This is a genomic window from Streptomyces sp. G7(2002), from assembly GCF_028870195.1.
Classification (GTDB): domain Bacteria; phylum Actinomycetota; class Actinomycetes; order Streptomycetales; family Streptomycetaceae; genus Streptomyces; species Streptomyces nigrescens.
On record NZ_CP102609.1, the window covers coordinates 4,084,680 to 4,107,444 of the forward strand.

Annotated in this window: 18 protein-coding genes and 1 riboswitch; of the genes, 3 read left to right on the top strand and 15 right to left on the bottom strand. The window is 72.4% G+C overall.

Going from position 1 to position 22,765, the window contains the following annotated elements; genetic code table 11:
* Positions 1-97: 97 nt before the first annotated feature.
* The 9 genes from NUT86_RS16875 to NUT86_RS16915 all read right to left on the bottom strand — a co-directional run bounded on the left by NUT86_RS16875 (position 98) and on the right by NUT86_RS16915 (position 10,511).
* Complete coding sequence (locus tag NUT86_RS16875; RefSeq protein ID WP_018093115.1) at positions 98-1,489, bottom strand: NAD(P)/FAD-dependent oxidoreductase; 1,392 nt, start codon at positions 1,487-1,489, stop codon at positions 98-100.
* Between the two features lie 452 nt (positions 1,490-1,941).
* Positions 1,942-2,934, bottom strand: coding sequence for a Ppx/GppA phosphatase family protein (locus NUT86_RS16880; RefSeq protein ID WP_266447419.1), 993 nt, complete (start codon positions 2,932-2,934; stop codon positions 1,942-1,944).
* The gene (locus NUT86_RS16885) at positions 2,931-3,509 is read right to left on the bottom strand and encodes a DUF501 domain-containing protein (RefSeq protein ID WP_159488046.1); all 579 of its coding nucleotides are present in this window, start codon (positions 3,507-3,509) and stop codon (positions 2,931-2,933) included. The genes NUT86_RS16880 and NUT86_RS16885 overlap by 4 nt, the downstream gene beginning before the upstream one ends.
* 98 nt (positions 3,510-3,607) lie before the next feature.
* A complete protein-coding gene (locus NUT86_RS16890) occupies positions 3,608-4,060 on the bottom strand; it encodes an FtsB family cell division protein (protein WP_018093112.1) in 453 nt (150 codons plus the stop codon).
* Positions 4,061-4,217: 157 nt separating this feature from the next.
* A complete protein-coding gene (eno, locus tag NUT86_RS16895; RefSeq protein WP_018093111.1) occupies positions 4,218-5,504 on the bottom strand; it encodes a phosphopyruvate hydratase in 1,287 nt (428 codons plus the stop codon).
* Positions 5,505-5,835: 331 nt separating this feature from the next.
* On the bottom strand, positions 5,836-6,495 hold the full coding sequence (locus NUT86_RS16900) for a LysM peptidoglycan-binding domain-containing protein (protein ID WP_159488045.1): 660 nt from the start codon (positions 6,493-6,495) through the stop codon (positions 5,836-5,838).
* Between the two features lie 7 nt (positions 6,496-6,502).
* Positions 6,503-6,673, bottom strand: a riboswitch (cyclic di-AMP (ydaO/yuaA leader).
* 251 nt (positions 6,674-6,924) lie between these two features.
* Positions 6,925-7,941 carry a LysM peptidoglycan-binding domain-containing protein gene (locus NUT86_RS16905; RefSeq protein WP_274736096.1) on the bottom strand — a complete coding sequence of 339 codons (1,017 nt, stop codon included), beginning with the start codon at positions 7,939-7,941 and terminating at the stop codon, positions 6,925-6,927.
* A 321-nt stretch (positions 7,942-8,262) separates the two neighbouring features.
* On the bottom strand, positions 8,263-9,570 hold the full coding sequence (locus NUT86_RS16910) for a cytochrome P450 family protein (RefSeq protein ID WP_274736098.1): 1,308 nt from the start codon (positions 9,568-9,570) through the stop codon (positions 8,263-8,265).
* A 56-nt stretch (positions 9,571-9,626) separates the two neighbouring features.
* Positions 9,627-10,511: a LysR family transcriptional regulator gene (locus NUT86_RS16915; RefSeq protein ID WP_274736100.1), complete on the bottom strand. Its 885-nt coding sequence runs from the start codon at positions 10,509-10,511 to the stop codon at positions 9,627-9,629.
* Between the two features lie 140 nt (positions 10,512-10,651).
* Here NUT86_RS16915 and NUT86_RS16920 point away from each other — a divergent pair, with 140 nt between their 5' ends.
* Positions 10,652-11,950, top strand: a complete 1,299-nt coding sequence (locus tag NUT86_RS16920) for an MFS transporter (protein ID WP_159488041.1) — start codon at positions 10,652-10,654, stop codon at positions 11,948-11,950.
* A gap of 111 nt (positions 11,951-12,061) precedes the next feature.
* Here NUT86_RS16920 and NUT86_RS16925 read toward each other — a convergent pair whose 3' ends face one another.
* The 6 genes from NUT86_RS16925 to NUT86_RS16950 all read right to left on the bottom strand — a co-directional run bounded on the left by NUT86_RS16925 (position 12,062) and on the right by NUT86_RS16950 (position 20,039).
* Entirely contained in the window at positions 12,062-12,778 is a 717-nt protein-coding gene (locus NUT86_RS16925; protein WP_274736102.1) for a hypothetical protein, read from the bottom strand.
* A gap of 265 nt (positions 12,779-13,043) precedes the next feature.
* Entirely contained in the window at positions 13,044-14,081 is a 1,038-nt protein-coding gene (locus NUT86_RS16930; RefSeq protein ID WP_018093104.1) for a nucleoside triphosphate pyrophosphohydrolase, read from the bottom strand.
* A 177-nt stretch (positions 14,082-14,258) separates the two neighbouring features.
* Positions 14,259-14,897: a SurA N-terminal domain-containing protein gene (locus NUT86_RS16935; protein ID WP_274736105.1), complete on the bottom strand. Its 639-nt coding sequence runs from the start codon at positions 14,895-14,897 to the stop codon at positions 14,259-14,261.
* 204 nt (positions 14,898-15,101) lie between these two features.
* On the bottom strand, positions 15,102-16,877 hold the full coding sequence (locus NUT86_RS16940) for a serine/threonine-protein kinase (protein WP_274736107.1): 1,776 nt from the start codon (positions 16,875-16,877) through the stop codon (positions 15,102-15,104).
* A complete protein-coding gene (locus NUT86_RS16945) occupies positions 16,874-17,581 on the bottom strand; it encodes a hypothetical protein (protein ID WP_274736108.1) in 708 nt (235 codons plus the stop codon). Before NUT86_RS16945 ends, NUT86_RS16940 begins: the two co-directional genes overlap by 4 nt.
* A 217-nt stretch (positions 17,582-17,798) precedes the next feature.
* Entirely contained in the window at positions 17,799-20,039 is a 2,241-nt protein-coding gene (locus NUT86_RS16950) for an N-6 DNA methylase (RefSeq protein WP_446750768.1), read from the bottom strand.
* A gap of 174 nt (positions 20,040-20,213) precedes the next feature.
* Between NUT86_RS16950 and NUT86_RS16955 the strand changes: the two genes are divergently transcribed.
* Positions 20,214-21,005, top strand: a complete 792-nt coding sequence (locus tag NUT86_RS16955) for a DUF4190 domain-containing protein (RefSeq protein WP_159488037.1) — start codon at positions 20,214-20,216, stop codon at positions 21,003-21,005.
* Positions 21,006-21,215: 210 nt separating this feature from the next.
* On the top strand, positions 21,216-22,754 hold the full coding sequence (locus tag NUT86_RS16960) for a DUF2079 domain-containing protein (protein ID WP_274736113.1): 1,539 nt from the start codon (positions 21,216-21,218) through the stop codon (positions 22,752-22,754).
* Positions 22,755-22,765 lie beyond the last annotated feature (11 nt).

Sequence of the window (22,765 nt, forward strand, 5' to 3'; positions counted from 1 at the left end):
ACACCGCCCGGTTTTCGCCAGAGCGGACACGCCAAAGGGCGCCCGCCCCACGGATGGCGGACGCCCTTCGGGCTGGTCGGAGTAGCCGACCGGGAATTCAGGAAGCCTTGGCCTTGGTCTTGTCCCCGGCCTCGGCGGCGGTCGGCGGGGCCGGCGCCGGCTTGGCGGCCTCGTAGAACTCCTCGCGGGGGTTCTCCATGGCGCCGAGCGAGACGACCTCGCGCTTGAGGAACATCGCCAGCGTCCAGTCGGCGAAGACCCGGATCTTGCGGTTGAACGTCGGCATCGCCATGCCGTGGTACGCGCGGTGCATGTACCAGGCGAGACGGCCCTTGAGCTTGATCTTCATCTTGCCCATGACGATCATCGCGACGCCCTTGTGCAGGCCCAGACCGGCGACCGCACCCTTGTTGGCGTGGCTGTACTCCTTCTGCGGGAAGCCCCGCATACCGGAGAGCACGTTGTCGCCGAGGACCTTGGCCTGCCGCAGCGCGTGCTGCGCGTTCGGCGGGCACCAGGCGTTCTCGTTGCCGTTCTTGCGGCCGACCATGTCCGGGACCTGGGCGTTGTCGCCGGCGGCCCAGATGTAGTCGGTGCCCTGCACCTGCAGGGTGGCGCCGGTGTCGACATGGCCGCGCGGGCCGAGCGGCAGACCGAAGCGGGCCAGCGCCGGGTTCGGCTTGACGCCCGCGGTCCACACGATGGTGTTGGAGTCGACCTCGAGGCCGTTGTTGAGCTTCACGTGGCCGTCGACGCAGGAGTCCATGCCGGTCTTGAGGTAGACCTCGACACCGCGGCCCTCGAGGTGCTCCTTGCCGTAGGCACCGAGCTTCGGGCCGACCTCGGGGAGGATCTTGTCGGCGACGTCGACCAGCAGGAAGCGCATGTCCTCGCGCTTCACGTTGTTGTAGTACTTCGCGGCGTCGCGGGCCATGTCCTCGACCTCACCGATGGTCTCCGCACCCGCGAAGCCACCGCCGACGAAGACGAAGGTGAGCGCCTTGCGGCGGACGTCCTCGTCAGTCGTGGAGTCGGCCTTGTCCAGCTGCTCCAGCACGTGGTTGCGCAGGCCGATGGCCTCTTCCACGCCCTTCATGCCGATGCCGTTCTCGGCCAGGCCGGGAATCGGGAAGGTACGGGAGACCGCGCCCATCGCGATGACCAGGTAGTCGAAGGGCAGCTCGTACGCCTCGCCGACCAGCGGGGCGATCGTGGCGACCTTGCGGTCCTGATCGATGGTGGTGACCCGGCCGGTGAGAACCTCCGCCTTGGGGAGCACGCGTCGTAGCGGAACCACGACGTGGCGGGGGGAGATGCTGCCGGCTGCAGCTTCGGGAAGGAAGGGCTGGTACGTCATGTACGAGCGCGGGTCGACGACCGTGACGGTCGCCTCGCCGTACCGCATCTGCTTGAGGATGCGGCGTGCCGCGTACAGGCCTACGTACCCACCGCCTACAACGAGGATCCTGGGACGCTCCGTGGTGCTCATGCAATCGAGTATCCACCCCCACATGGGGGGTCGCTCGTGAGCCCCTTCACAAGCACTCGGGGGGCATCTGCTACACTCCGCCGGCTTCGTGACCGACGCCATAGTCCAATCCGGAACCACCGTGTGGCGCAAGGCGTTGGAGACCCCCGTTGATCAGGGATTGTCGCCCTTCGAGCGGCTGAACCACCGCTTCCGTGAGCGCACCACCGCCGCGTCGGCAACCGCGCATTCTCCGGGTGGAGAGGTCCTAGGACCTTCGAATGAGGGTCGGACGATCAGATTGTTCGTCCAACGCGAGGCTTTTTCATGTGAAGGATTTCACGAACTTTCTTCGCGGACCCGTCCCCGAGGCCCGCCGAAGCCCCCTGAAAGCCGCTCGGACGGGCATCCCGCCCGCTCAAAAAGCCGGTCGGCAGAGGCCGTTGCCGGCCCCTGCCGCACCGCTTGCCACCTCAGCCCGCGAGGCTCCAGGCGATGCCGTCGAGGATGTCGTGCTCGCTGACGACGACCTCCCCGGCGCCCACCCGCTCCATGATCGACAGCAGCACGAGCGCGCCCGCGGCGATCACATCGACCCGGCCCGGGTGCATGACGGGGATGGCCGCGCGCTCGGCGTGGGTGGAGGACACCAGACGGTCGGTGATCTCGCGGACCTTCGCCAGGGGGATCCGGGAGTGGTGAATGGCCTCGGAGTCGTACTGGTTCAGGTCCAGCGCGATCGCGGCGACCGTGGTCACCGAGCCGGCCAGGCCCACGAGAGTGGCCGCCTCGCGCAGCGGGACGGTCTCCTCGGCGCGGTCCAGCGCCGCGGCCACATCGGCCTTTATGGCGGCGATCTGGCCCGGGGACGGCGGGTCGCTGATCTCGCCCTCGTGCACCAGATGCCGCTCGGTCATCCGTACGCAGCCGACATCGACCGAGCGGGCGGCGCGATAAGAGGTACGACGCGTAGCGTCTCCAGGGAGGGTGGCGGTGGGCGACGGGTGGGCGTCTCCGAGGACGAATTCGGTCGAGCCGCCGCCGATGTCCACCACCAGGAACGGCCGCTCCAGATCGGCGCGGCCGGTGAGCTCCTTGGTGGCGCCGTTGAAGGAGAACTCGGCCTCCTGGTCGCCGGTGATCACCTCGGGCTCCACCCCGAGGATGTCCACCACGCCGCGGACGAAGTCATCGCGGTTCTCCGCGTCCCGGGAGGCGGAGGTGGCGACGAAACGGACCTGCTCGGCGCCCAGGCCCTTGATCACCGCGGCGTACTCCCGGCAGGCCGCGAAGGTGCGCTCCAGCGCCTCGGGCGCCAGCCGCCCGGTGCGGTCCACGCCCTGGCCCAGCCGGACGATCTGCATCCGGCGGTCGAGGTCCTTCAGCTCACCCGTCGCCGGGTCGGCGTCCGCGACCAGCAGCCGGATGGAGTTCGTACCGCAGTCGATGGCGGCGACCCGCTTCACTTGGCGTCTCCTTCGGGAGCGTCCTGGGTCCCGGGAGCGTCCGGGCCCTGGGCGGCGTCCTGGCACGGGGTCACGCACGGCCCCTTCTTCCACCACTCCGGCAGCATCGCGAGGGCCTCGTCACCGAGCGGATTGACGCCCGGCCCGGCCGCCAGCGAATGGCCGACGAGGACATGCAGGCACTTGACCCGGTCGGGCATACCGCCCGCGCTCGGGAAGCCCTGCAGCACCTCGATGGCGTCCCGCCGCCGGATGTAGTCCTCGTGGGCCGCCCGGTAGGCGGCGGCCAGCTCGGGGTCGGCCGCGAGCCGTTCGCTCATCTCCTTCATCACGCCGTTGGCCTCCAGCGTGCCGATCGCGGAGGCCGCGCGCGGGCAGGTGAGGTAGTAGAGCGTGGGGAAGGGCGTGCCGTCCTCCAGGCGCGGCGCCGTCTCGACGACGTCCGGCTGCCCGCAGGGGCAGCGGTGCGCGATGGCGCGCAGCCCGCGGGGCGGGCGGCCGAGCTGCTCCTTGAAGGCGGCGATGTCCGCGGCGGTGGGCTCGGTGGGCTCGGTCTGGGGCGGGGGGGTGTCCATGTGCGCTTTCGGTGAGGTGAGTGGTGTGGAGGGGCGGTGCGGCGGGCCGCACGCTGTCGACAGTACGGGTCGGCGTCCGCCGGCGGTACGGGCCGGCGCTACCGCTTGTCGGCCGCGTCGACGGCGTCCCACAGATTCTCGTACCAGGGACGCTGCGCCGCTTGCGCCCCCTTGGGCGCGGAGCCGGTGCCGGAGCCGTCCGGGACGATGTACCCGGCCTCGCCCGGCATGACGTAGTGCAGATGCCGGCGGGCCTGCTGGCGTACGAACGCCGGGTCCTGCCAGCGGGCCTTCTGCTCGCGCAGCCGGTCCAGGGCGGCACCGGCCTCCTGGGCCTTGCGGCGCTGGTCGGCGATGTCCGAGCGCTGGGAGACGTACTGCCTTATGGGATACGCGAGGGCGACGACCAGGGAGCACATCACCAGGGCCAGCAGTGCGGCACGGCCGGTGAGGCGGTTGCGGCGGGGCGGGCGGGCGCGGTAGACGCGGGCGGCGGCCTGCTCGCCGAGCGCCTTGAGTCGGGTCGCGGTCGAGAACCGGTCCGCGGGCACGTCGTCTCCCCTTCACTGACGGACGCCTGACTGCTTCAAGCAGGTACGTCCCCGGCAACGGTACGGGACCGTCGCCGGGGACGTACGGGGTGCCGGGCGATTGCCTCGCCCGTTCAGCCCCTGCTGCCTTGTCCGGCCCGGCAGCGGGCCGCCTTCGTCAGCTGCTGTGGCGGAAGCGCGGGAAGGCGGAGCGGCCGGCGTAGACCGCGGCGTCGTCGAGGATCTCCTCGATGCGCAGCAGCTGGTTGTACTTGGCGACGCGCTCGGAGCGGGCCGGGGCGCCGGTCTTGATCTGGCCGCAGTTGGTGGCGACGGCGAGGTCGGCGATGGTGACGTCCTCGGTCTCACCGGAGCGGTGCGACATCATGCACTTGAAGCCGTTGCGCTGGGCCAGCTCGACGGCGTCCAGGGTCTCGGTCAGCGAGCCGATCTGGTTGACCTTCACCAGCAGCGCGTTGGCGGAGCCCTCCTCGATGCCGCGGGCGAGGCGCTCGGGGTTGGTGACGAACAGGTCGTCGCCGACGAGCTGGACCTTGGCGCCGAGCTTGTCGGTGATGACCTTCCAGCCGGCCCAGTCGTCCTCGAACAGCGGGTCCTCGATGGAGACGAGCGGGTAGGCCGCCACGAGCTCCTCGTAGTACTCGGTCATCTCGGCGGCCGAGCGGTCCTTGCCCTCGAACTGGTACTTGCCGTCCTTGTAGAACTCGGAGGCGGCGACGTCCAGCGCGAGCGCGATGTCCTGGCCGGGGGCGTAACCGGCCTGCTTGATGGCCTCCAGGATGAGGTCGAGGGCCTCACGGTTGGAACCCAGGTTCGGGGCGAAGCCACCCTCGTCACCGAGACCGGTGGACAGGCCGCGCTCCTTCAGGACCTTCTTGAGGGTGTGGTAGACCTCGGCGCCCCAGCGCAGCGCCTCGGAGAAGGACTCCGCGCCGATCGGGGCGATCATGAACTCCTGGATGTCCACGTTGGAGTCGGCGTGCGAGCCGCCGTTCAGGATGTTCATCATCGGGACGGGCAGCACGTGCGCGTTCGGGCCGCCGAGGTAGCGGAACAGCGGGAGGTCGCTGGCCTCGGAGGCGGCGTGCGCCACGGCGAGGGAGACGCCGAGGATGGCGTTGGCGCCGAGCGAGCCCTTGTTGTCGGTGGCGTCCAGGTCGAACATGGCCTGGTCGATCAGCCGCTGCTCGGTCGCGTCGTAGCCGACGAGCTCCGGGCCGATCTGCTCGATGACGGCCAGGACGGCCTTCTCCACACCCTTGCCCAGGTAGCGGTTCGGGTCGCCGTCGCGGAGCTCGATGGCCTCGAAGGCGCCGGTGGAGGCGCCGGACGGGACGGCGGCACGGCCGGTGCTGCCGTCGTCGAGGCCGACCTCGACCTCGACCGTGGGATTACCTCGCGAGTCGAGAATTTCGCGGGCTACGACGACGTCGATCGACGGCACGTTGTCTCCTTCGTGGGTGTCTGGCGTTCTGCGCATGAGCCTAACGGCCCCGGGCGCGTCCGCCTGCCCTTGGCCCGCTCCGTGGGACGAAAACAGGCCCAAAGGCCCAGTTCACGGGACGTTTGGGCACATTGTTCACTGAACGGGAAAAGTTGCTGAACAGCGCCGGTCAGCGGCCTGCCGCCGGCCGGGGCGCCTCGGGCCCGTGGCCCGGGATGCGAGAAGCCCCGCCACGACGCGCCGGGGGGGAAGGGCGCGCCGTGGCGGGGCGGTCTCACGGAGGAAGGGGGCCCGCCGCTCGAGCCCGCCGGTGCCCCGGTGAGAAAGCGGCTCAGACGGTGAGCTGCTGACCGGGGATGATCAGGTTCGGGTTGCCGCCGATGACCGACTTGTTCGCCTTGTAGACGGACTTCCAGTCGGTGCCGTGGGCCTTGGCGATCTTGGCGAGGGTGTCGCCCGCCTTGACGGTGTAGTTGCCGTCGCCCGTGGACTTGCGCTCGGCGGACCGCGAGGCACGGTCCTCGGAGGCGGACGGGGCCTTCTTGGCCTCGGGCTTGGCGGACTCCTGCTTCGGCGCGGACTTGGTCTGCGCGGAGGTGTCGACGTCGGCGGCCGGGCCACCGGAGGTCAGGTTGCCCGCACCGGCGCAGGACCAGGCACCCGGGCCCTGGATGGCGAGGAGCTTCTCGGCGGCGGCGATCTGCTGGGACTTGGTGGCCAGGTCGGCGCGCGGCGCGTACTGGGTGCCACCGGCGGCGGCCCAGCTGGAGTTGGAGAACTGCAGGCCACCGTAGTAGCCGTTACCGGTGTTGATCGACCAGTTGCCGCCGGACTCGCACTGGGCGACCTTGTCCCAGGTGGCGACGGAGGCGGCGGAGGCGGAGGTGGCGCCCATCAGCGGCACGGCCACGGCGGCACCGGCGACACCGGCGAGGGTGGCGACGCGGACGGCCTTGGAGGGACGACGGTGCTTGCCCTTGAAGATCAGCATGGTTCGTTCGTTTCCTCACCGACGCCTACGAGGTGAGCTGTCGGGTTCGGACTGATGAGTCGCCCGGCCGTGTGCGCAGGACGCACGTGGCTTCACCCCAAGCCGGTTGACCCGTTTTCACGGGCGGGGCCGGCACAAATCCTGGGTCCCCCGCTCCTGCCTTCGGCGCTTGCGCGTCAAGTGCCTTCGACCACCGGCAGGATTCGGCGTGTGATCGAAGGGCCCGCTTTGGCGAGCGGTCCTGACGTTAAGCAGTAATCCCCTTGGGGTTCAAACCCCACCATCTGAACCAAGTTGACCGTTTTTGATCACGGGTTGGTTACATATTCGCAGGTGAGGCCCGGTATGCCGGGGTTGAGCAGCCCGGACCCCACCACAGTCAACGAGACCCTTGTCTCACTTTCCCAAAAGAGGGCGAAGGGTGCCGAACTACCCTGCGTTCCGCCCGAGATCGAGCTGCTGACCGGGCTGGATCAGGTCCGCGTCGGAGCCGATGACGCCCTCGTTGCGGTCGTAGAGCTCGGCCCATCCGCCGGGCAGCCGGTGGGCCGTGGCGATGGCTGACAGGCTGTCACCCGGGCGCACCGTGTAGTCGCCGTCGGCCGCCGGGCCCGTGCGGTGCGCGTCATCGCCGCGCGAGGCGTGCCGTCCGCCGGCGGACCGGCCGTCGTCGTCACCGTCACCGGCGTCCCCGTCGCCCGCCTCACCGCGGTGCTTGCCCTTGCCGGGCACCTCGCGCGGGGTGCCGCTGCTGTCCGTGCGGCTGCCACCGTCGGACGGGTCCGCGGAGGGCTCGTCGGACGGGTCGGCGGACTGCGACGGGCCCTCGTCCCGGTCGCCGCCCCGGTCGTCGCCCCTGTCGCCGGGCGTCGCCGGGTCGGACGGCTCCGGGCTCGCGGACGAGTCGCCGGGCCCGTCGGACTTCGAGGCGTCGGGCGAGGGCGTCACGTCGGACGGCAGACCGCTCGACTCGTCGCTGGGCTCGTCGCTCGGCCCGTCGTTCCTGCCGTCGGAGTCCGCACGGTCGTGGGAGTCGGACGAACCGGGGGTGTCCCAGGGGTCGAGGGAGCCCTCGGAGTCCGAGGGGTCGGGCGCCGGGGTGCTGGTGCTGCCCGGGTCGACCTCCGGTGCCCGGCCGTCGTCGGTCAGCCCGGCGTTCACCGCACAGCTCGGCCAGGCGTCCGGCCCGCGGTCGTCGAGGATCGACTCGGCGACCGCGATCTGCTGGGAGCGGCTGGCGAGGTCGGGGCGCGACGCATAGGACGAGCCGCCGTAGTTGTCCCACATCTCCTGGGTGAGCTGCAGGCCGCCGTAGTAGCCGTTGCCCGACGCCGCGCTCCACACGCCGCCGCTCTCGCACTGGGCGACCTTGTCCCAGGTCGAGGTGTCGGCGGCCTGTGCACCGCTCGCGGCGAACAGCGGCAGGGCGAGGCCTGCGCCGGTCACTCCCGCCGTGACAAAGATGGCCGGTGCCTGACGGGGTCGACGATGTCGGCCGTTCCCGGAACGCATGCGGATGCCTTTCGCGCGGCGGTTGAGTTTTTCGACGAGCTCTTCGAGCTGCTCGACGGGGCTTCCGGCCGGCCGACGCACGCGAGCGGCACCGTTACACCGGTCCCCCACATCACCGCTTCGACCGATCGAGTGAAGCCTGTCGATCGTCGGGTCGAAAGGTAGCCGGGGTCAGGAGTAGTCACAAGTCGGTGTAGTGCGGATCACGTAAAGGTCACGCAGTTGACTCTGTGTCACATTGCGCTTTACCGCTGGTCAGGGCCGCTCCGGAGTGAACTCCACCGGAAGTGAACGCAGTCCGCGCATGATGAGCCCGCCACGCCAGCGCAAATCGTCAGGTTCCGCGGCAAGACGGATGTCGGGGAGCCGGGTCAGCAGGGTCGCCAGCGCGCTCTGCCCTTCGAGGCGGGCGAGCGGCGCACCCAGGCAGTAGTGGATGCCGTGCCCGTATCCCAGATGCTGATTGTCACGCCGGGTCAGATCGAGCACATCCGGCTCCTCGAAGCGCTCCGGGTCGCGGTCGGCGGCGGCCAGCACCACCAGGACCGGGTCCCCCTCGGCGATCCGCTGCCCGCCGAGCGTCAGCTCCTGGGTCGCGAACCGCCAGGTCGCCAGCTCCACGGGTCCGTCGTAACGGAGCAGTTCCTCGATGCCGGTGGTGAGCAGGTCGGTGTCGCCCGCCGCGATCGACTTCTGCAGCAGCTCACGCTGGGCGGGGTGGCGCAGCAGCGCATAGGTGCCGTTGCCGATGAGGTTGACGGTGGTCTCGAAGCCCGCGAAGAGCAGGATGAAGGCCATCGCGGCGGCCTCGTTCTCGGTCAGGTGCTCACCGTGATCGGAGGCCCTGATCAGGGCGGAGATCAGATCCTCGTCCGCCTCGGCGGTCTCGCCCAGGGACTCGCGCTTGCGGTGGATCAGCTCGGCGAGATAGCCGCGCATCTTCTTCACGGAGCGGGCGACGCCGCCGCGCGGCCCTCCGCCGTGCCGGATCATCATGCCCGCCCAGTCCCGGAAGTCGTCCTGGTCCTCGCGCGGTACGCCCAGCAGATCGCAGATCGCGTAGATCGGGAGCGGAAAGGCGAACTCATGGATGAGGTCGGCCTCGCCCTTCGCCGCGAACTGGTCGATGAGGTGGTCGGTCAGCTCCTGGACCCGCGGGGCGAAGGCGGCGACCCGGCGCGGGGTGAACGCCTTCGAGACCAGGCGGCGCAGCCGGGTGTGGTCCGGGGGGTCGATGTTGAGCAGATGCGTCATGAGGTTGGCGCTGCGCTCGCCCGGGATGCCGACCTTGCCCTTGCCGTGCGCGGCCTCGCTGTGGTGGACCGGGTTCTTGGACAGCCGGGCGTCGGCGAGCGCCTGCCGCGCCTCCGTGTACCGCGTCACCAGCCAGGCCTCGACACCGCTGGGCAGCTCGGTCCGGTGCACCGGCGCATGCTCGCGCAGCCAGGCGTACGCGGGGTACGGGTCGGAGGCGAACTCCCAGGTGAACAGCGCGGGGGCGGGCCCGGCGGCGGGGCAGCCCGCGGGGGCGTCGGCGGCGGTGGTGTGGGGCTTGTCGTGCACCTTCCGACCGTAACCGCTGGGCGCACAACGGCGCGCCCGCGCACCGGGCAGGGCCCTTAGGGCCTGTCATTCGGATCCACCCCCAGGCCGCTCAGGAACGCCACGGCCGCCGGCGACGGGCCGAGACCGCTCCACACCACCCGCTCGGTCCGCTCGGGCGCCGGCCGCACCCGCACGATGTCCAGCCCGGCCAGCTCGGAGGCGATGGCCTCCGGCACCATGCCGACGCCCAGTCCCGCCCGGACCAGCTTCGCCAGGAACTCGACCGTGGTCACCTCGTACGCCACCTCCGAGGTCAGCCCCGCCGCACGGAACGCGTCCTCGCGCTGCCGGCGGGCCGCGGACCCCGCCGTGAAGTCGACAAACGTCTCCCGCGCGATCCGCGACAGCGTGGTCCACTCCCGCCCCGCCAGCGGATGCCCCGGCGGCACGACGGCGACCAGCTCACCGCGCGCCAGCTCCTTCTCCCGTACGCCGACGGTGCGCGCAGCGGGCACCAGCCCGACGAACGCCACGTCCAGCACGCCCTGCCGCACCTGTTCGAGGAGCTGGTCGCTCATCGCGGTCTGCAGACTGATCCGCACCTGCGGGCACCGCGTACGGAAGGCCCCCAGCTCCCGGGCGAGATCCACGGCCGCGACGGTGGAGATCGCGCCGACCGCGAGCCGGCCGCGCACCTCCCCGGTCGCCGCCGCCACCTCGGCGCGGGCCCGCTCGGCAGCCTCCAGCGCCTGCCGGGCGACCGGGACGAAGGCCTCGCCGGCGGCGGTCAGCCGGACACTGCGGCTGGTCCGGTCGAAGAGCCGGGCACCGAGCTCCTTCTCCAGCCGGGCGATCTGATGGCTGAGCGCGGACTGCACCACATGGCAGCGCTCGGCGGCCCGGGTGAACCCACCGGCCTCGGCCACCGCGACCACATACCGCATCTGCTGAAGCTCCATATCCCGCACCCTAGCCAGCATTGATCACGATTCACGATGGATGCGATGAAAACGATGTGTTGGACTCATTGATCTGCGGACCCCAGGCTGGGACGTGCCCGCCGCCACGGTGGCCGTGGGCGTACAGGGGAGGTCAGGTCATGGAGACCGAGCACATACCGGAGCCGCCCGCCGGGGAGGCACCGGGGACGCGGCCGGGCCTGGGCCGCGGCACCCTGCTGCTGATGTCGGTCGCCGCCGGACTCTCCGTCGCCGGCAACTACTTCGCCCAGCCCCTGCTGGACCTCATCGGCCGCGATCTGCACCTTTCCGCGTCCACCGCCGCACTGGTCGTCACCGTGGCCCAGGTCGGCTACGGACTCGGCCTGCTGCTGCTCGTCCCGCTCGGCGATCTGCTGGAGCGGCGCCGGCTGGCCGTCACCCTGACCGCGGCGACCGCGGTCTTCCTCACCGTCACGGCGAGCGCGCCCCACGCCGCCCTCCTGCTCACCGGCACCGCCCTGACCGGCCTCACCTCGGTCGCCGCCCAGGTCGTGGTGCCCTACGCGGCGACCCTCGCGGCACCCGCCCAGCGCGGCCGGACCGTCGGCACCGTCATGACCGGGCTGCTGCTCGGCATCCTGCTGGCCCGTACGGCCGCCGGGCTCCTCGCCGAGCTGGGCGGCTGGCGCACCGTGTACTGGGTCAACGCGGCGCTGATGCTGCTGATGGCGGTGCTGCTGCGGCTCCGGCTGCCGGCCCTGCGCACCACGGCCGGGCTGCGCTATCCGGCGCTGCTGCGCTCCACGCTGGCGCTGTTCGGCCAGGAGCCGGTGCTGCGGTGGCGGGGTGCGCTGGGCGCGCTGACCTTCGCGGGCTTCAGCGTGCTGTGGACGGCGCTGGCGTTCCTGATGTCCGGACCGTCCTACGGCTGGCAGGAGTCGGCCATCGGGCTGCTGGGGCTGGTGGGCGCGGCCGGTTCACTGGCCGCCTCGGTGGGCGGACGGCTGGCGGACCGCGGCCTGGCACACCGGGTCACCGGCGCGGCCGCGTTCCTGCTCCTGGGTTCCTGGGGCCTGCTGGCCCTCGGCGGATCGGGCGGCAGCTGGTCCCTGGCCGCGCTGCTCGCCGGAGTGATCGTCCTGGACCTGGCCGCGCAGGCGGTGCACGTCAGCAACCAGAACCTGGTCTACGCGGTCCGCCCCGAGGCCCGTAACCGCCTCAACTCCGCGTACATGACCAGCTACTTCGTGGGCGGCGCTGTGGGCTCGGCGCTCACCTCGGCGGTCTGGGGCGCGGCGGGCTGGGGCGGGGTGTGCGTGCTGGGAGCGGGTCTGGCTCTGGTCGTAGTGGCCCTGTGGGTGGCGGACCGCATGCGGCGGCGCGCCTCCGGCGGGGGCCGGACGGGGCCGGGGCAGGCGGCCGCCGCCGAGGCTCCGGCGCCGTCGTTCACGTCCTGACGGGCGGTGGCTGCTGCCCACGCCGGCCGCGGGGGGGGGGCCCCCGGGCCGGGGGGCCCCCCCGCCGCGGTGAGTCGGGGCGTTCAGCTGTCGCCACAGTAAGGCGTGCGTTCAGCTGTGGGCGCTGATCACACCGCCGGCGCTGAGCACGACGTTCACGCCGTTGGCGACGAACCCGATGTCGTGCTGGTTCGCTTCCACCGTGTCATCCGCGTCCCCGCTCGGGCTGAGGAACTCCGCGCGGTAGTGGAGTTCGCCGACCTTCGAGACCTTGACCGTCCAGCCGCCCGCGATCTTGAAGGTGCCCGGCCCCTGGTGTCCGCCGCCCGTCCAGGAACGGACCTGGCCGTCCGACGTGAGCACGAGGAACATGTCATTGGCGTCGAGCCCGGCGTCCTGCCCCTTCGCCTCCAGCGTGGCCAGGACCGAACCGCGGGCGACGATCTTGGCGCGGTAGTGCTGGTCGCCGACCTTGGAGATCTCGGCCGTGCTGACGCCGTCCGCCAGGCGCTGGGTGCGGGCCGGGGATGCCGCCTTGCCACCATTGGTGGCGTGCGCGCCGCCCGACTGCTTGCCCGCCGCGCCGGACTTGGCGTCGGCCTTGGCACCGGGGCTCGCCGGGGCAGCGGAGCCCTGCGCCCCCGCGGAGGAACCCGCGCCGCTGGACTCGACGGCAGCACCCGTGTCCGAGTGGCCCGCGGGCTTCGTGCCGGCGGCGTCCGACCCGGAGCAGGCGGTCAGCGTCAGGCCGGCGGCTGCGGTCAGGGCCAGGGCGGCCATGCGCAGGGTGCGGCGGCGAGCGGTGCGGACAGTGGTGCTGGAGCTCATTTCGGGTCCCCCCAGGACAGTCGGTGACGTGCTTTCCTCGGTACGTCACCCACTCTGGTCTGAGCCACTGTCGCAGCACTAACGTCCGGCTAACACGGGTGTGGGCAGCGGAAGGACGCCAAGGAGAATCCGAAAGACCGGGCGCGGACGACTGGTTGGGAATCACGGAGCTGCTTGCCGGAACCAGCGGCATCCGCCCGCCCAAGGTCATGGCCACCGGCGGCCCCGCCCCACGGCCGGCCGGAACGGTCAGGACTCTCAGACGTCACGCAGACCCATCGGACGTGTCCTGGCCGGCGCCGCCCTCCACCGCCAGCACCGCGTCCCGGTAGGCCCGCGCCGCCGCCCGCAGCGCGGCCTCCGGGTCGACGCCCTCCGCCTCGGCCCGTATGGCCATCGCCAGCAGCTCATAGCCGATCCCGTCGCCCGTGGGCGGGGCCACGTCCAGTCCGGCCGACCGCACCCGCGACGCCAGCTTCGCCGCGAGCGCCAGCCCCGGCTGCGCCAGCGGCACGCCCTCGGTCACCGACTCCCGCTGCTTCTCCTCCGCCTTCGTCCGCAGCCACTGGGCCCTGACCTCTTCCGGAGTGGCCGCGTCCGCCTCCCCGAAGACATGGGGGTGGCGGTGGAGCAGCTTCTCCACGATCGTGCCCGCCACGTCGTCGATGGAGAACGGCTCGTCCGGATCGTCCTGAGCGATCCGGGCGTGGAAGACCACCTGGAGAAGCACATCGCCGAGCTCCTCCCTCAGCTCCGCGCGATCCCCCTCCTCAATGGCCTCCACCAGCTCATACGCCTCCTCGATGCCGTACTTGGCGAGGTCGCGGTGCGTACGGATGCTGCTCCAGGGGCACTCGGCGCGGATCTGGTCCATGACCTGGACGAGGTCGAGCAGCCGGGCACCGGGGAGGTCGTAGGAGCCGGGCAGCAGCTCCAGGTCCGGCATGGTCTCGCGGCCGGAGCCGGCCAGCCGGGCCAGGCCGTCGGTCAGCGCGCTCTCACCGTCCGCCGAGGTCAGCACGACGGCCGTACGGTCCTGGGGGACGCAGTAGTCGACCAGTTCGCGGGCGGTGGGGGCGGCCGTCTCCACCTCGATGCCGGCCTCCCGCAGATAGGGCAGCTGCGGGTGGTCCGGATCGGCGCTCAGCACGCGGTCGGCCGCGCGCAGGATCTGCCATGCGGGCCAGGACAGGAGCCCGGGGGCGACCCGGTGGCTGGTGGTGAGCAGGACCAGGCGTCCGGTGCCGGTGCCCTCGGGGCGGGCTTCGGCGCCGGTTTCGGCGGCGGAGGCGTCAGCGTTCACGCCTCGAACGTAACGCACCGCACCGACACCGCCCGGCGCCGGTCGGCGCTCCCCCGGACCGCACGGGCGGCGCGGCCCGCCTCCGGGCGGGGGACGCCGCCCGCCGCCGGGCGGACCGCCCCGTACAGCCACCGCCGCCGGCCGCCGCTTACCGGCTCCCGGCCCGGTGCGCCGCTGTCAGGCCTGCTGCTTCGCGGGCTCCCCCGTGATCCACGGATCCTTGGTCTCCCCGAGGATGACCTGCTGGTCGTCCCACTTGCCGAACCGCGGATTGACGTCGATCCCCATGGACCGGGAGGTCTTGGCCAGCGCACGGGCGAGCTTCTGCTGGCCCTCCGGCGCCCGGCGGTCCGCGTGCAGATGCTCGGCGACACCGTCGAGCAGCAGCTGATTGCGGACCATGGCGTCGATCTCGTCGGGGGCGACGCCCTGCTGGAGCCACATCGCCTTCAGCCGCTCGCCGCCGCCGGCCTGCTTCTCGGCCCGGGCCCGCCACTTCTGGATGTCGCCGCGGCTGACCGTCACCCCGGCGTCCTGCGCACCGCGCTCCAGCACCTCGTCGAAGATCATGCCGTTGAGGGTGGCCAGGCTCAGCCGCCCGGTGTTCATGATGAGCTGACCGCCCTGCGGGGACTTGGCCTGGGCGGCGCGTACGTCCTTCACCTTCGCCTGCAGCTGCGAAACGGTGATCCGCTTCCCGTCCACGATGGCCGCGGCACCGGGGTGGGCGTCACTGCCGCACGCGGCGAGCAACGGGGTCGCGGCCAGCAGGGCGGCGGTGGCGGATACGGAGAGCGCTGTCCTTCGGCGGAACACTTGGCCTCCCGGCAGATCGTGCGACGGAGTCTCGACCTTGATTGATCGATGCTATGGAGTCGGCGTGGCCCAGGCCACTGCTTCGGCCAACGATCTCGGGTAAGGACGGTTCCGCCGCGACAGCCGCTTGATCGCCACGAGGCCTGGATGCCGCCGGCCCGGAGGCCACCCCGCCGCTGCCCGGGGGCATCGCCCGCCCCCGATTCACCCCTGCACCCTCCCCAGCCAATACAACGTCCGCCGCAGCTCCTCCGGGAACGGGTGGTGGGGGCCGTGCAGGCGTTCCGCGTCGTAGAGGAGGCGGGTGAGGGCTTCCTGGGCGGCGCCGCGTTCGCCCTGGGCGAGGAGCAAGTGGCCTATGGAGCGGCGGATTTCGAGGGGGCGTACGGGGTCGTCGGCGTAGTGCTCGAAGTAGGGGAGGAGGGCGCGGTACTCCTCCAGGGCCTGGGCGACCTCGCCGAGTTGTTCGAGGCACTGGGCGGCCTCGTAGTGGAACTGGAGGGCCTGGCGGGTGGCGCCGGCGCCGGATTCCTTGGCGAACTCCTCGGCCAGCAGCCGGAGTTCGGGCAGGGCGCGGCGGTACTGGCCGTCGTCCATGAGGGTGGCGGCGTACTGCTTGCGCAGGGTGCGGACGACCGGGGAGTGGGCGCCGTGCCGTTCGGCGGCGGCGGGCAGGATGCCGCCGAGGATGTCCACGGCGTGGGTGATCCGGCCCTGGTCGAGCAGGCTCTTGACCTCGTCTACGGCGGCCGCGACGTCCGGTCCGGAGGCGGAAGGGGAAGGCGAAGGAGAAGGGGAGGCGGAGGAGGTGCGGGGGTCGGAGGCGGAGGTCCAGGCGCCGGGGCGGGAGGTGCGGGCCGCGGCGGGGGCGGCGGAGGTGCGGGGGTCGGCGGCCGGGCGGGAGGCGGAGGCGGCGCCGGCAGGGGCGGAGGACGCGGCGGGGCCCGTCCCTGGGTAGGCAGCGGCCGCCCCGGCGGGGACCAGGGGCTCCGGTACCTGGGGTGTGGAGAGGGCGGTGGGTGTGGGGGCCAGTGTCCCGGAGGAGCGTGCCGGCCAGGGGGCGTGTGGCTGGCGGAAGGGACGGGTGGGGTCCATGGGGGCGAGAGGGGTGGGTGGGGACTGGGCGGCCTGGGGGCCGATGGTGGCTGTGGGGAGGAGGGGGGCCAGGGACTGGTAGACCTCCTGGGCGTCGGCGGGACGGGCCTGGGGGTCCTTGCGCAGGAGGCGGAGGACGAGGGCTTCGAGGGCCTCGGGGACGTCGGGGCGCAGAGTGCGTACCGGGACCGGCTCCTCGTGGAGGTGGCGGTGGAGCACGCCCAGGGCCGTCGAGCCGGCGAACGGGACCTCGCCGCTGAGGAGTTCGTGGAGGAGGACCCCGAGGGCGTAGAGGTCGGTGTGCGGGCCTACCGCGCCGCCCATGGCCTGTTCGGGCGCCATGTAGGCGGGGCTGCCGATGGGGGAGCCGGTGTGGGTGAGGCGGGTGGTGTCGGTGTCCAGGGCGGAGGCGATGCCCAGGTCGAGGATGACCACGGAGCCGTCCGGCCGGATCATGACATTGCGGGGCTTGAGGTCACGGTGGACGATCGGGACGGCGTGGACGGAGGCCAAGACGGCGCAGAGCTGGGCCGCGACGGAGACCGCCCAGGGCCAGGGGTAGGGGTCGTGCTCGGCGAGGTGGTCGGAGAGGTCGGCGCCCTCGACGTACTGCATGACCAGGTAGAGGTCCTCGTCGTCGCTGCCGGCGTCATGGACGGTGACCAGCCCGGGGTGGTCGACCTGTGCGGTGACCCGGCATTCGCGGACGAAGCGGCGGCGCATCTCCTCGCCGTCCGGGGTGCCGGCCACCCGGTCGGGGCGCAGCAGTTTGACGCCGACCCGGCGGTCCAGGCGGCGGTCGTAGCCGATCCAGACCTGGCCCATCCCGCCCTGGCCGAGCAGCGCGGAGAGTTCGTAACGCTCCCCGATGACCCGGCCGTTCACCGGCCCTCCTCCTTGCGGAGGTAGTCGCTGAGCTCATCGAGCTCGGCCCGCACCCGGTCGATGCGCTGCGGGGGCTGGGGCCGGTCCGGGGGCGGAGCGTACGGGCCGGCGGGCGGCGGTGAGGGGCGGGGTGGTGCGCCCGGTCCTCCGGGCGGCGGCAGCCGGGTCTCGGTCATGGCGTACGGGTTGACGGGGGCGGCGCCGCCCGGTGCCCCGTACGGCTGGGTCTCCTGGGCGTGGTGCGGGACCGGGGGCCGGGCCGGGCCGTAGGGGTGCGGCGGCGGCCCGGCGGCCGGGTATCCCGTCGGGACGGCGGCGTAGGCGGAGCCGTATCCCGGCAACTGCCCGGCGGGCGGGCCGTACGGCTGCCCGGCCGTCCGCGCCGCCCGCAGGTCGGCCACGAGGTAGTAGGCCACGGCGCCGGCCATCTGCAGCAGGATCACGGCGACCGCGACGTCCGTGTGCCAGTCCGTCTCGGGGTAGCCCCCCGACCACACGATGGTGCCGGTGAGCAGGACCAGATCGGCGCCGAAGAGCCACCATCCCAGCGGCTTGCGCTGGACGAGCGCGGCCCGCAGCAGCGCGGCCCAGGCCAGAAAGCCCAGGCTGAGCACCGCGACGGCCACGAAGACCACCCGCAGCAGGATGACCGTCGACCGCGCCGGGGGACGGTGCGGCGGGAGGGCCGGGACGGGGCCGTGCATTACTGCTCCTGACGGATCGGTTCATGGCCGGTGGGGCCGTGCTGCCACGGCGGCCTCGCGCGCGGGCGCGCGGGAATATTGAGCACCTGCCTGCGAGCGTATATACGACGCCGACCGCGCGTGCGGGGTTGTACGGATTGGACGATCCGATCTGCCGGTCCCGGGGCGGCACCGCCCGGCCGCCCCTCCGCCGGGGGCCCGCCGGGGGTCCGCCGGGTCAGTCCGGCGCCACCGAACCGTCCGTCAGCCCGTCGTGCAGGCCCTGGACGAGCTGCTCGCCGAGCCGGGACGCCAGCCGCAACGCCTCTTCGAAGGCGGCCAGATCGCGGAACCGCTGCCCGTAGCGGCGCTGCTCGGCGAGCGCCAGGCGGGGCAGTTGCAGCCGGCGGACGTCGAGCCGGGTGGCGGTGGAGGCATAGCTGCTGGCCTGCCGGGTGTTGGCGGTGCCCCGCAGGAAGCCCGCGAGGAACCACGGGTCGAGGGCGGCCGGGTCGGGCCGCAGCAGGGTGAGGTTGCGGCCGAGGGCGGCCCCGGCGGTGGCCTCGTCGACGACCCGGGCGATGGCGCCGCCGCCGAGGACCGGGACGACGACATCGCCCTCGTGGACCAGGACCGGCTCCTCGGCGGGCCCGGAAGCGGGCGCTTCGGGGAGGGCGCCGGACGGGGCGCCGCCGCCGATCACATCGTGGTCGGTGAGCACCGCGGGCACGTCCCCGAGCTCGGACGACGCGGTGCCGGCGCCGCCCGCGCGCAGCACCAGGGCGCCGGAGCGGGCGAGTTCGCCGACGGTGGTCAGCGGCCAGCGGGCGGCGGCGGGTTCGGGGACGGTGTCGCCTGCCGCGGGCCGCGGGGTGAGCTCCGTCGTCCGGGCGAGGGTGGCGGTCAGCCGGTCGCGGACCCGGGCGAGTTCGGCGGGGCCGCCGGCCGCCGCGGGCGGCGGGAGGTGCCGGGCCGGGGCGAGGTCGACATCGTCGTCGAGGAGGTCGATGGCGGCCAGCGACCGGCGCACACCGGGCCGTTCCTCGATGCCGCCCTCGCGGTCGAAGGTCTGCCAGGCCTCGACGGCGGTGTCGTGGACGCTCTGCCAGTCGGGCTTGTCACGGCCGGCGGGGGTGCCGGTGGCGAGGTCGGCGGTGTCGACGACGAGGAGCTGGGGGACGGGCGGCCGGCCGCCGCCGGGCTTGCGCAGCACCCACAGATGCAGCGGGACGCCGTTGGGCGGGGCGGCACCGGCGGGCAGCGCGATGACGGCGCGCAGTGCGCCGCGGCGCAGCAGGTCGGCGCGGATCCGGCGGCCGGAGCGGCGGGAGGCGGCGGCGGGCGGCATGAGCAGGACGGCCGTGCCGCCCGGCCGGAGCCGGGCCAGCGCGTGCTGGACCCAGGCCAGTTCGGATTCGGTGCGGGCCGGGAAGCCGTACTCCCACCGGGGGTCGTAGGCGAGTTCGTCATGGCCCCAGTTGCGTTCGTTGAACGGCGGGTGCACCAGGACGGCGTCGGCGGCGAGGTCCGGGAAGGCATCGGCGCGCAGGGTGTCGGCGGCGCGGACCCGGACACCGGGGGTGCGCAGGGCGAGGCGGAGCGCGGTCAGCGCGGCGAGGTCGGGGTCGGCCTCCTGGCCGTGCAGGGTGACGGGCCCTTCGGGGGCATCGGGTGCGTCTGCCTGCGATACGGCGTCCTCCGCCCCGTCCGCCCCGTCACCGTCCGCCCCGTCACTGTCCGTCCCCTCACCGGTCTCCTGCCCGGCGCGCTCCTGGGCGGCGGTCAGCAGGCCGCCGGCGCCGCAGGCCGGGTCGAGGACGGTACGCAACGGGCCTGCCGACGCGGCTAGTTCGGCCATCAGGGCGGCCGGTCCCGGCGGGGTGAGGGTGTACTGCCGGGGGTTGGCGTCCAGATGACGGCCGAGCAGGAAGGCGTACGCCTCCGCGGCGCCGTCCGCGGCCGCGAGATCACCGGCGGCCCGCACCAGCGCGGCGGACGGGGCGAGCGCCTCGCGGGTCAGTCCGCGGACGGGGTGCTCCGGGCCGAGCCGGGCGGCGAGGACGGCGTCGAGCATCGCGGGGAGCACGCCGGTGAGTTCGGTGTCGTCGGCGGCGGTGCGCAGCTGCTGCCAGACCGCGGGCCGCTCATGGACCAGCAGCAGCACGGCGCCGGCCTGGCGCAGCGCGGCCGCGGTGCCGGCCGGATGCCCGACGAGCTGCTGCCAGACCCGTTCACGGAGCGGGACCTCGGCGAGTTTGCCCTGGTCGCGCAGCCATTGCTCGATGTCGTGGAGGGCGAAGGCGGGACTGGTCTCGGTGCCGCCGACCGGTTTGGGGAAGTCCGCGTGCCGGCGCCGCCAGTTGCTGACCGCGGCCCGGCCGACACCGGCGAGCCGGGCGATCCCGGCGGCGGTCACCTCGGCCGTGCCGACCGTCGCGTTGTCCGGTGATGCGTTGTCCGGCACCTGGCTGACTCCCATCCGTGGCCCCCGACGCTGTGTCGGCAAGCATACCCAGCAGCCATACACCTGCCCCTTCACAGCGTGAACTACTCAATTTCATTCATTCATGTTGACTCGGTTCACACGCTCTGCTGTTATTGACCCATCGCTTCGGCAGCACTTGATTCGAGCGCCCGGAAGGGGCCCCTTCGCATGTCTCAGCAGATGCACTACCAGCCCGCACCACAGGGACCCGCCGGCGCTCCGGCTCCCCAGGCGGCCCGCAACGGGCTCGGCATCGCCGCCCTGATCCTCGGCATCATCGGCGCGCTCAGCGGCATCCCGATGATCCTGTTCTGGCTCGCCGGACCGCTCGGCGTCCTCGCCCTGATCTTCGGGCTGGTGGGCCTCAGCCGCGCCAAGAAGGGCCAGGCCACGAACAAGGGCGTGGCGGTGACCGGCACGATCCTGGGCGCCCTCGCGATCGTCCTGGCGATCGTCGGCATCATCGTCACCGTGCTGGCGGTCAACAAGGCCGTCGACGAGGTGAACAAGCAGGTGGAGCAGAGCTCCGGCCAGCCGAAGAACGGCTCGGGCCAGAGCGCCAAGGACCTCGGCCCCGGTGACACGGCGAAGTACAACAACGGCGTCCAGGTCACCGTCTCGAAGACGTCCCCGTACACCGTCGACCCGAGCACCGTCGTCAGCGGCCACACCAACGGCAACAAGGCCTACAAGCTCACCGTCACGATCAAGAACACCGGCAGCAAGCCGTTCGACAAGCCCCTCGTCCAGACCAAGGCCCGGGTCAACGGCAAGGAGGCCGAGGAGGTCGACGACGACAAGCACGGCATCCTGCACCACGACTACGGCAACGAGATCGGCCCCGGCGAGACCGCCAGCGTCGAGATGGTCTTCGACGCGCCGCCGAGCGCCAAGCAGCTCGACGTCGAGGTCACTCCGGACCTGCTGCTCGACGCCTCCAGCTGGAAGCTGGCCCTCTGAGCCACCGGCTCCCCTCCCCCCCCGCTCCGGCCCCCGGCCCGGCCCCGCGACCCCGCGGTGCCGGGCCGGCCGCCGTCCGCTCCGGGAACGGACCGGCCCACGCCCGCGTCTGACCCACTGCCAACCCGGCACATCGCAGCTCAGCGCCCGCCGGACGGTCCGGTCAGCCGATTCGAGTATCTTTTCGGGCAGGGGAGAGTGAGGATCCGCATGGACACGGCCGCAACAACGGCTGGGGGCGCCCCCGGACGGATTCTGGGAGCGGACAGCGGCAGTGTGCCGCCGCCCCGGGCCGCCGAACCGGCCGCCCCCGCAACCGCGACCACCGACGCACCACCGGCCAGGACCGGCCGGCTGCGGCGCACCGTCCACCGACTGCGCACCCGGACCGCGCCCCTGCGCGCCCCGCACCTCGACCCGTACTGGACCGCCGGGTTCTTCTTCGTCGCGTTCACGCTGCTGACCGTCTGCCGGTTCCGCACCATGTCCATCTCCTCGTGGGACCTGGGCATCTTCGAACAGGCCGTACGGGGCTACGCCCACTTCCAGGCCCCGATAGTCGACCTCAAGGGCCCCGGCACCAACATCCTCGGCGACCACTTCAGCCCCGTACTGGTCGTGCTCGCCCCCTTCTACCGGGTGTTCCCCTCCCCCCTGACCCTGCTGACCGCGCAGGCCGCGCTGTTCGCACTGTCCGTGCTGCCGGTCGCCCGCGCCGCCGCCCGCTACCTGGGCCGCGTCCCGGGCCTGGCCCTCGGCTTCGCCTACGGCCTGTCCTGGGGCGTGCAGAAGGCCGTCGACTTCGACTTCCACGAGATCGCCTTCGCCCTGCCGCTGATCGCCTTCGCGCTGGAAGCGGTGCTGCGCGGACGGTGGACCGCGGCGGTGTGCTGGGCCGCGCCCCTGGTGCTGGTCAAGGAAGACCTCGGGGTGACCGCGGCCACCATCGGCGCGCTCGCCCTGATACGCACCCGGCGGGCCAGCCCCCTGGCCATCGGCCTGGTCGCCTTCGGCATCACCGCCACCGCCGTCACCCTCGGCGTGCTCATACCCGGCTTCAACGGCTCCGGCTCCTACGACTACTGGACCAAGTTCGGCGCCGACGGCGGCGGGGCCGCCATCCCCCTCGACACCGCCCTCCGCACCACCCTGTGGGTCCTGCTCCCCACCACCGGCCTGCTCGCCCTGCGCTCCCCTCTTCTCCTGGTCGCGCTGCCCACCCTGGGATGGCGCTTCCTCTCCCACGAGCCCCACTACTGGGGCATCGACTGGCACTACAACGCCGTCCTGATGCCCGTCGTCTTCCTCGCACTGATCGACGCCCTGCCGCGCATACGGGTATCGGCCCGCCCCTGGCTCCGCTCCTACGCCCACCATCTGCCGGCCGCCGTCCTGGCCGCGGCCCTCGCGCTGACGACCACGCTCCCGCTGGCCCGCCTCACCGAGGCCGACACCTACCGCACCCCGCCGAACGTCACCGCCGACGAGAAGCTGCTCGACCGCATACCCGACGGCGCGACCGTCGAGTCCGATGTCCGGCCGCTGAGCCGCCTCATCCACCGCACGCAGGTCTTCTGGACCGGCGATACGGGTGGGCTGTCGCCCGACTACATCGCCCTGCAGCTACGTGCTGACCGCACCCCGCGACAAGTCCTGGCGGACGCGGCGGGCCGCCACCCCAAGTCCACGTACGTCGTGCTCGGGGCCACGGCCGACCTTCTGGTGTTCCACCGAACGTCTTCCAAGTAGCCGCACGTTGT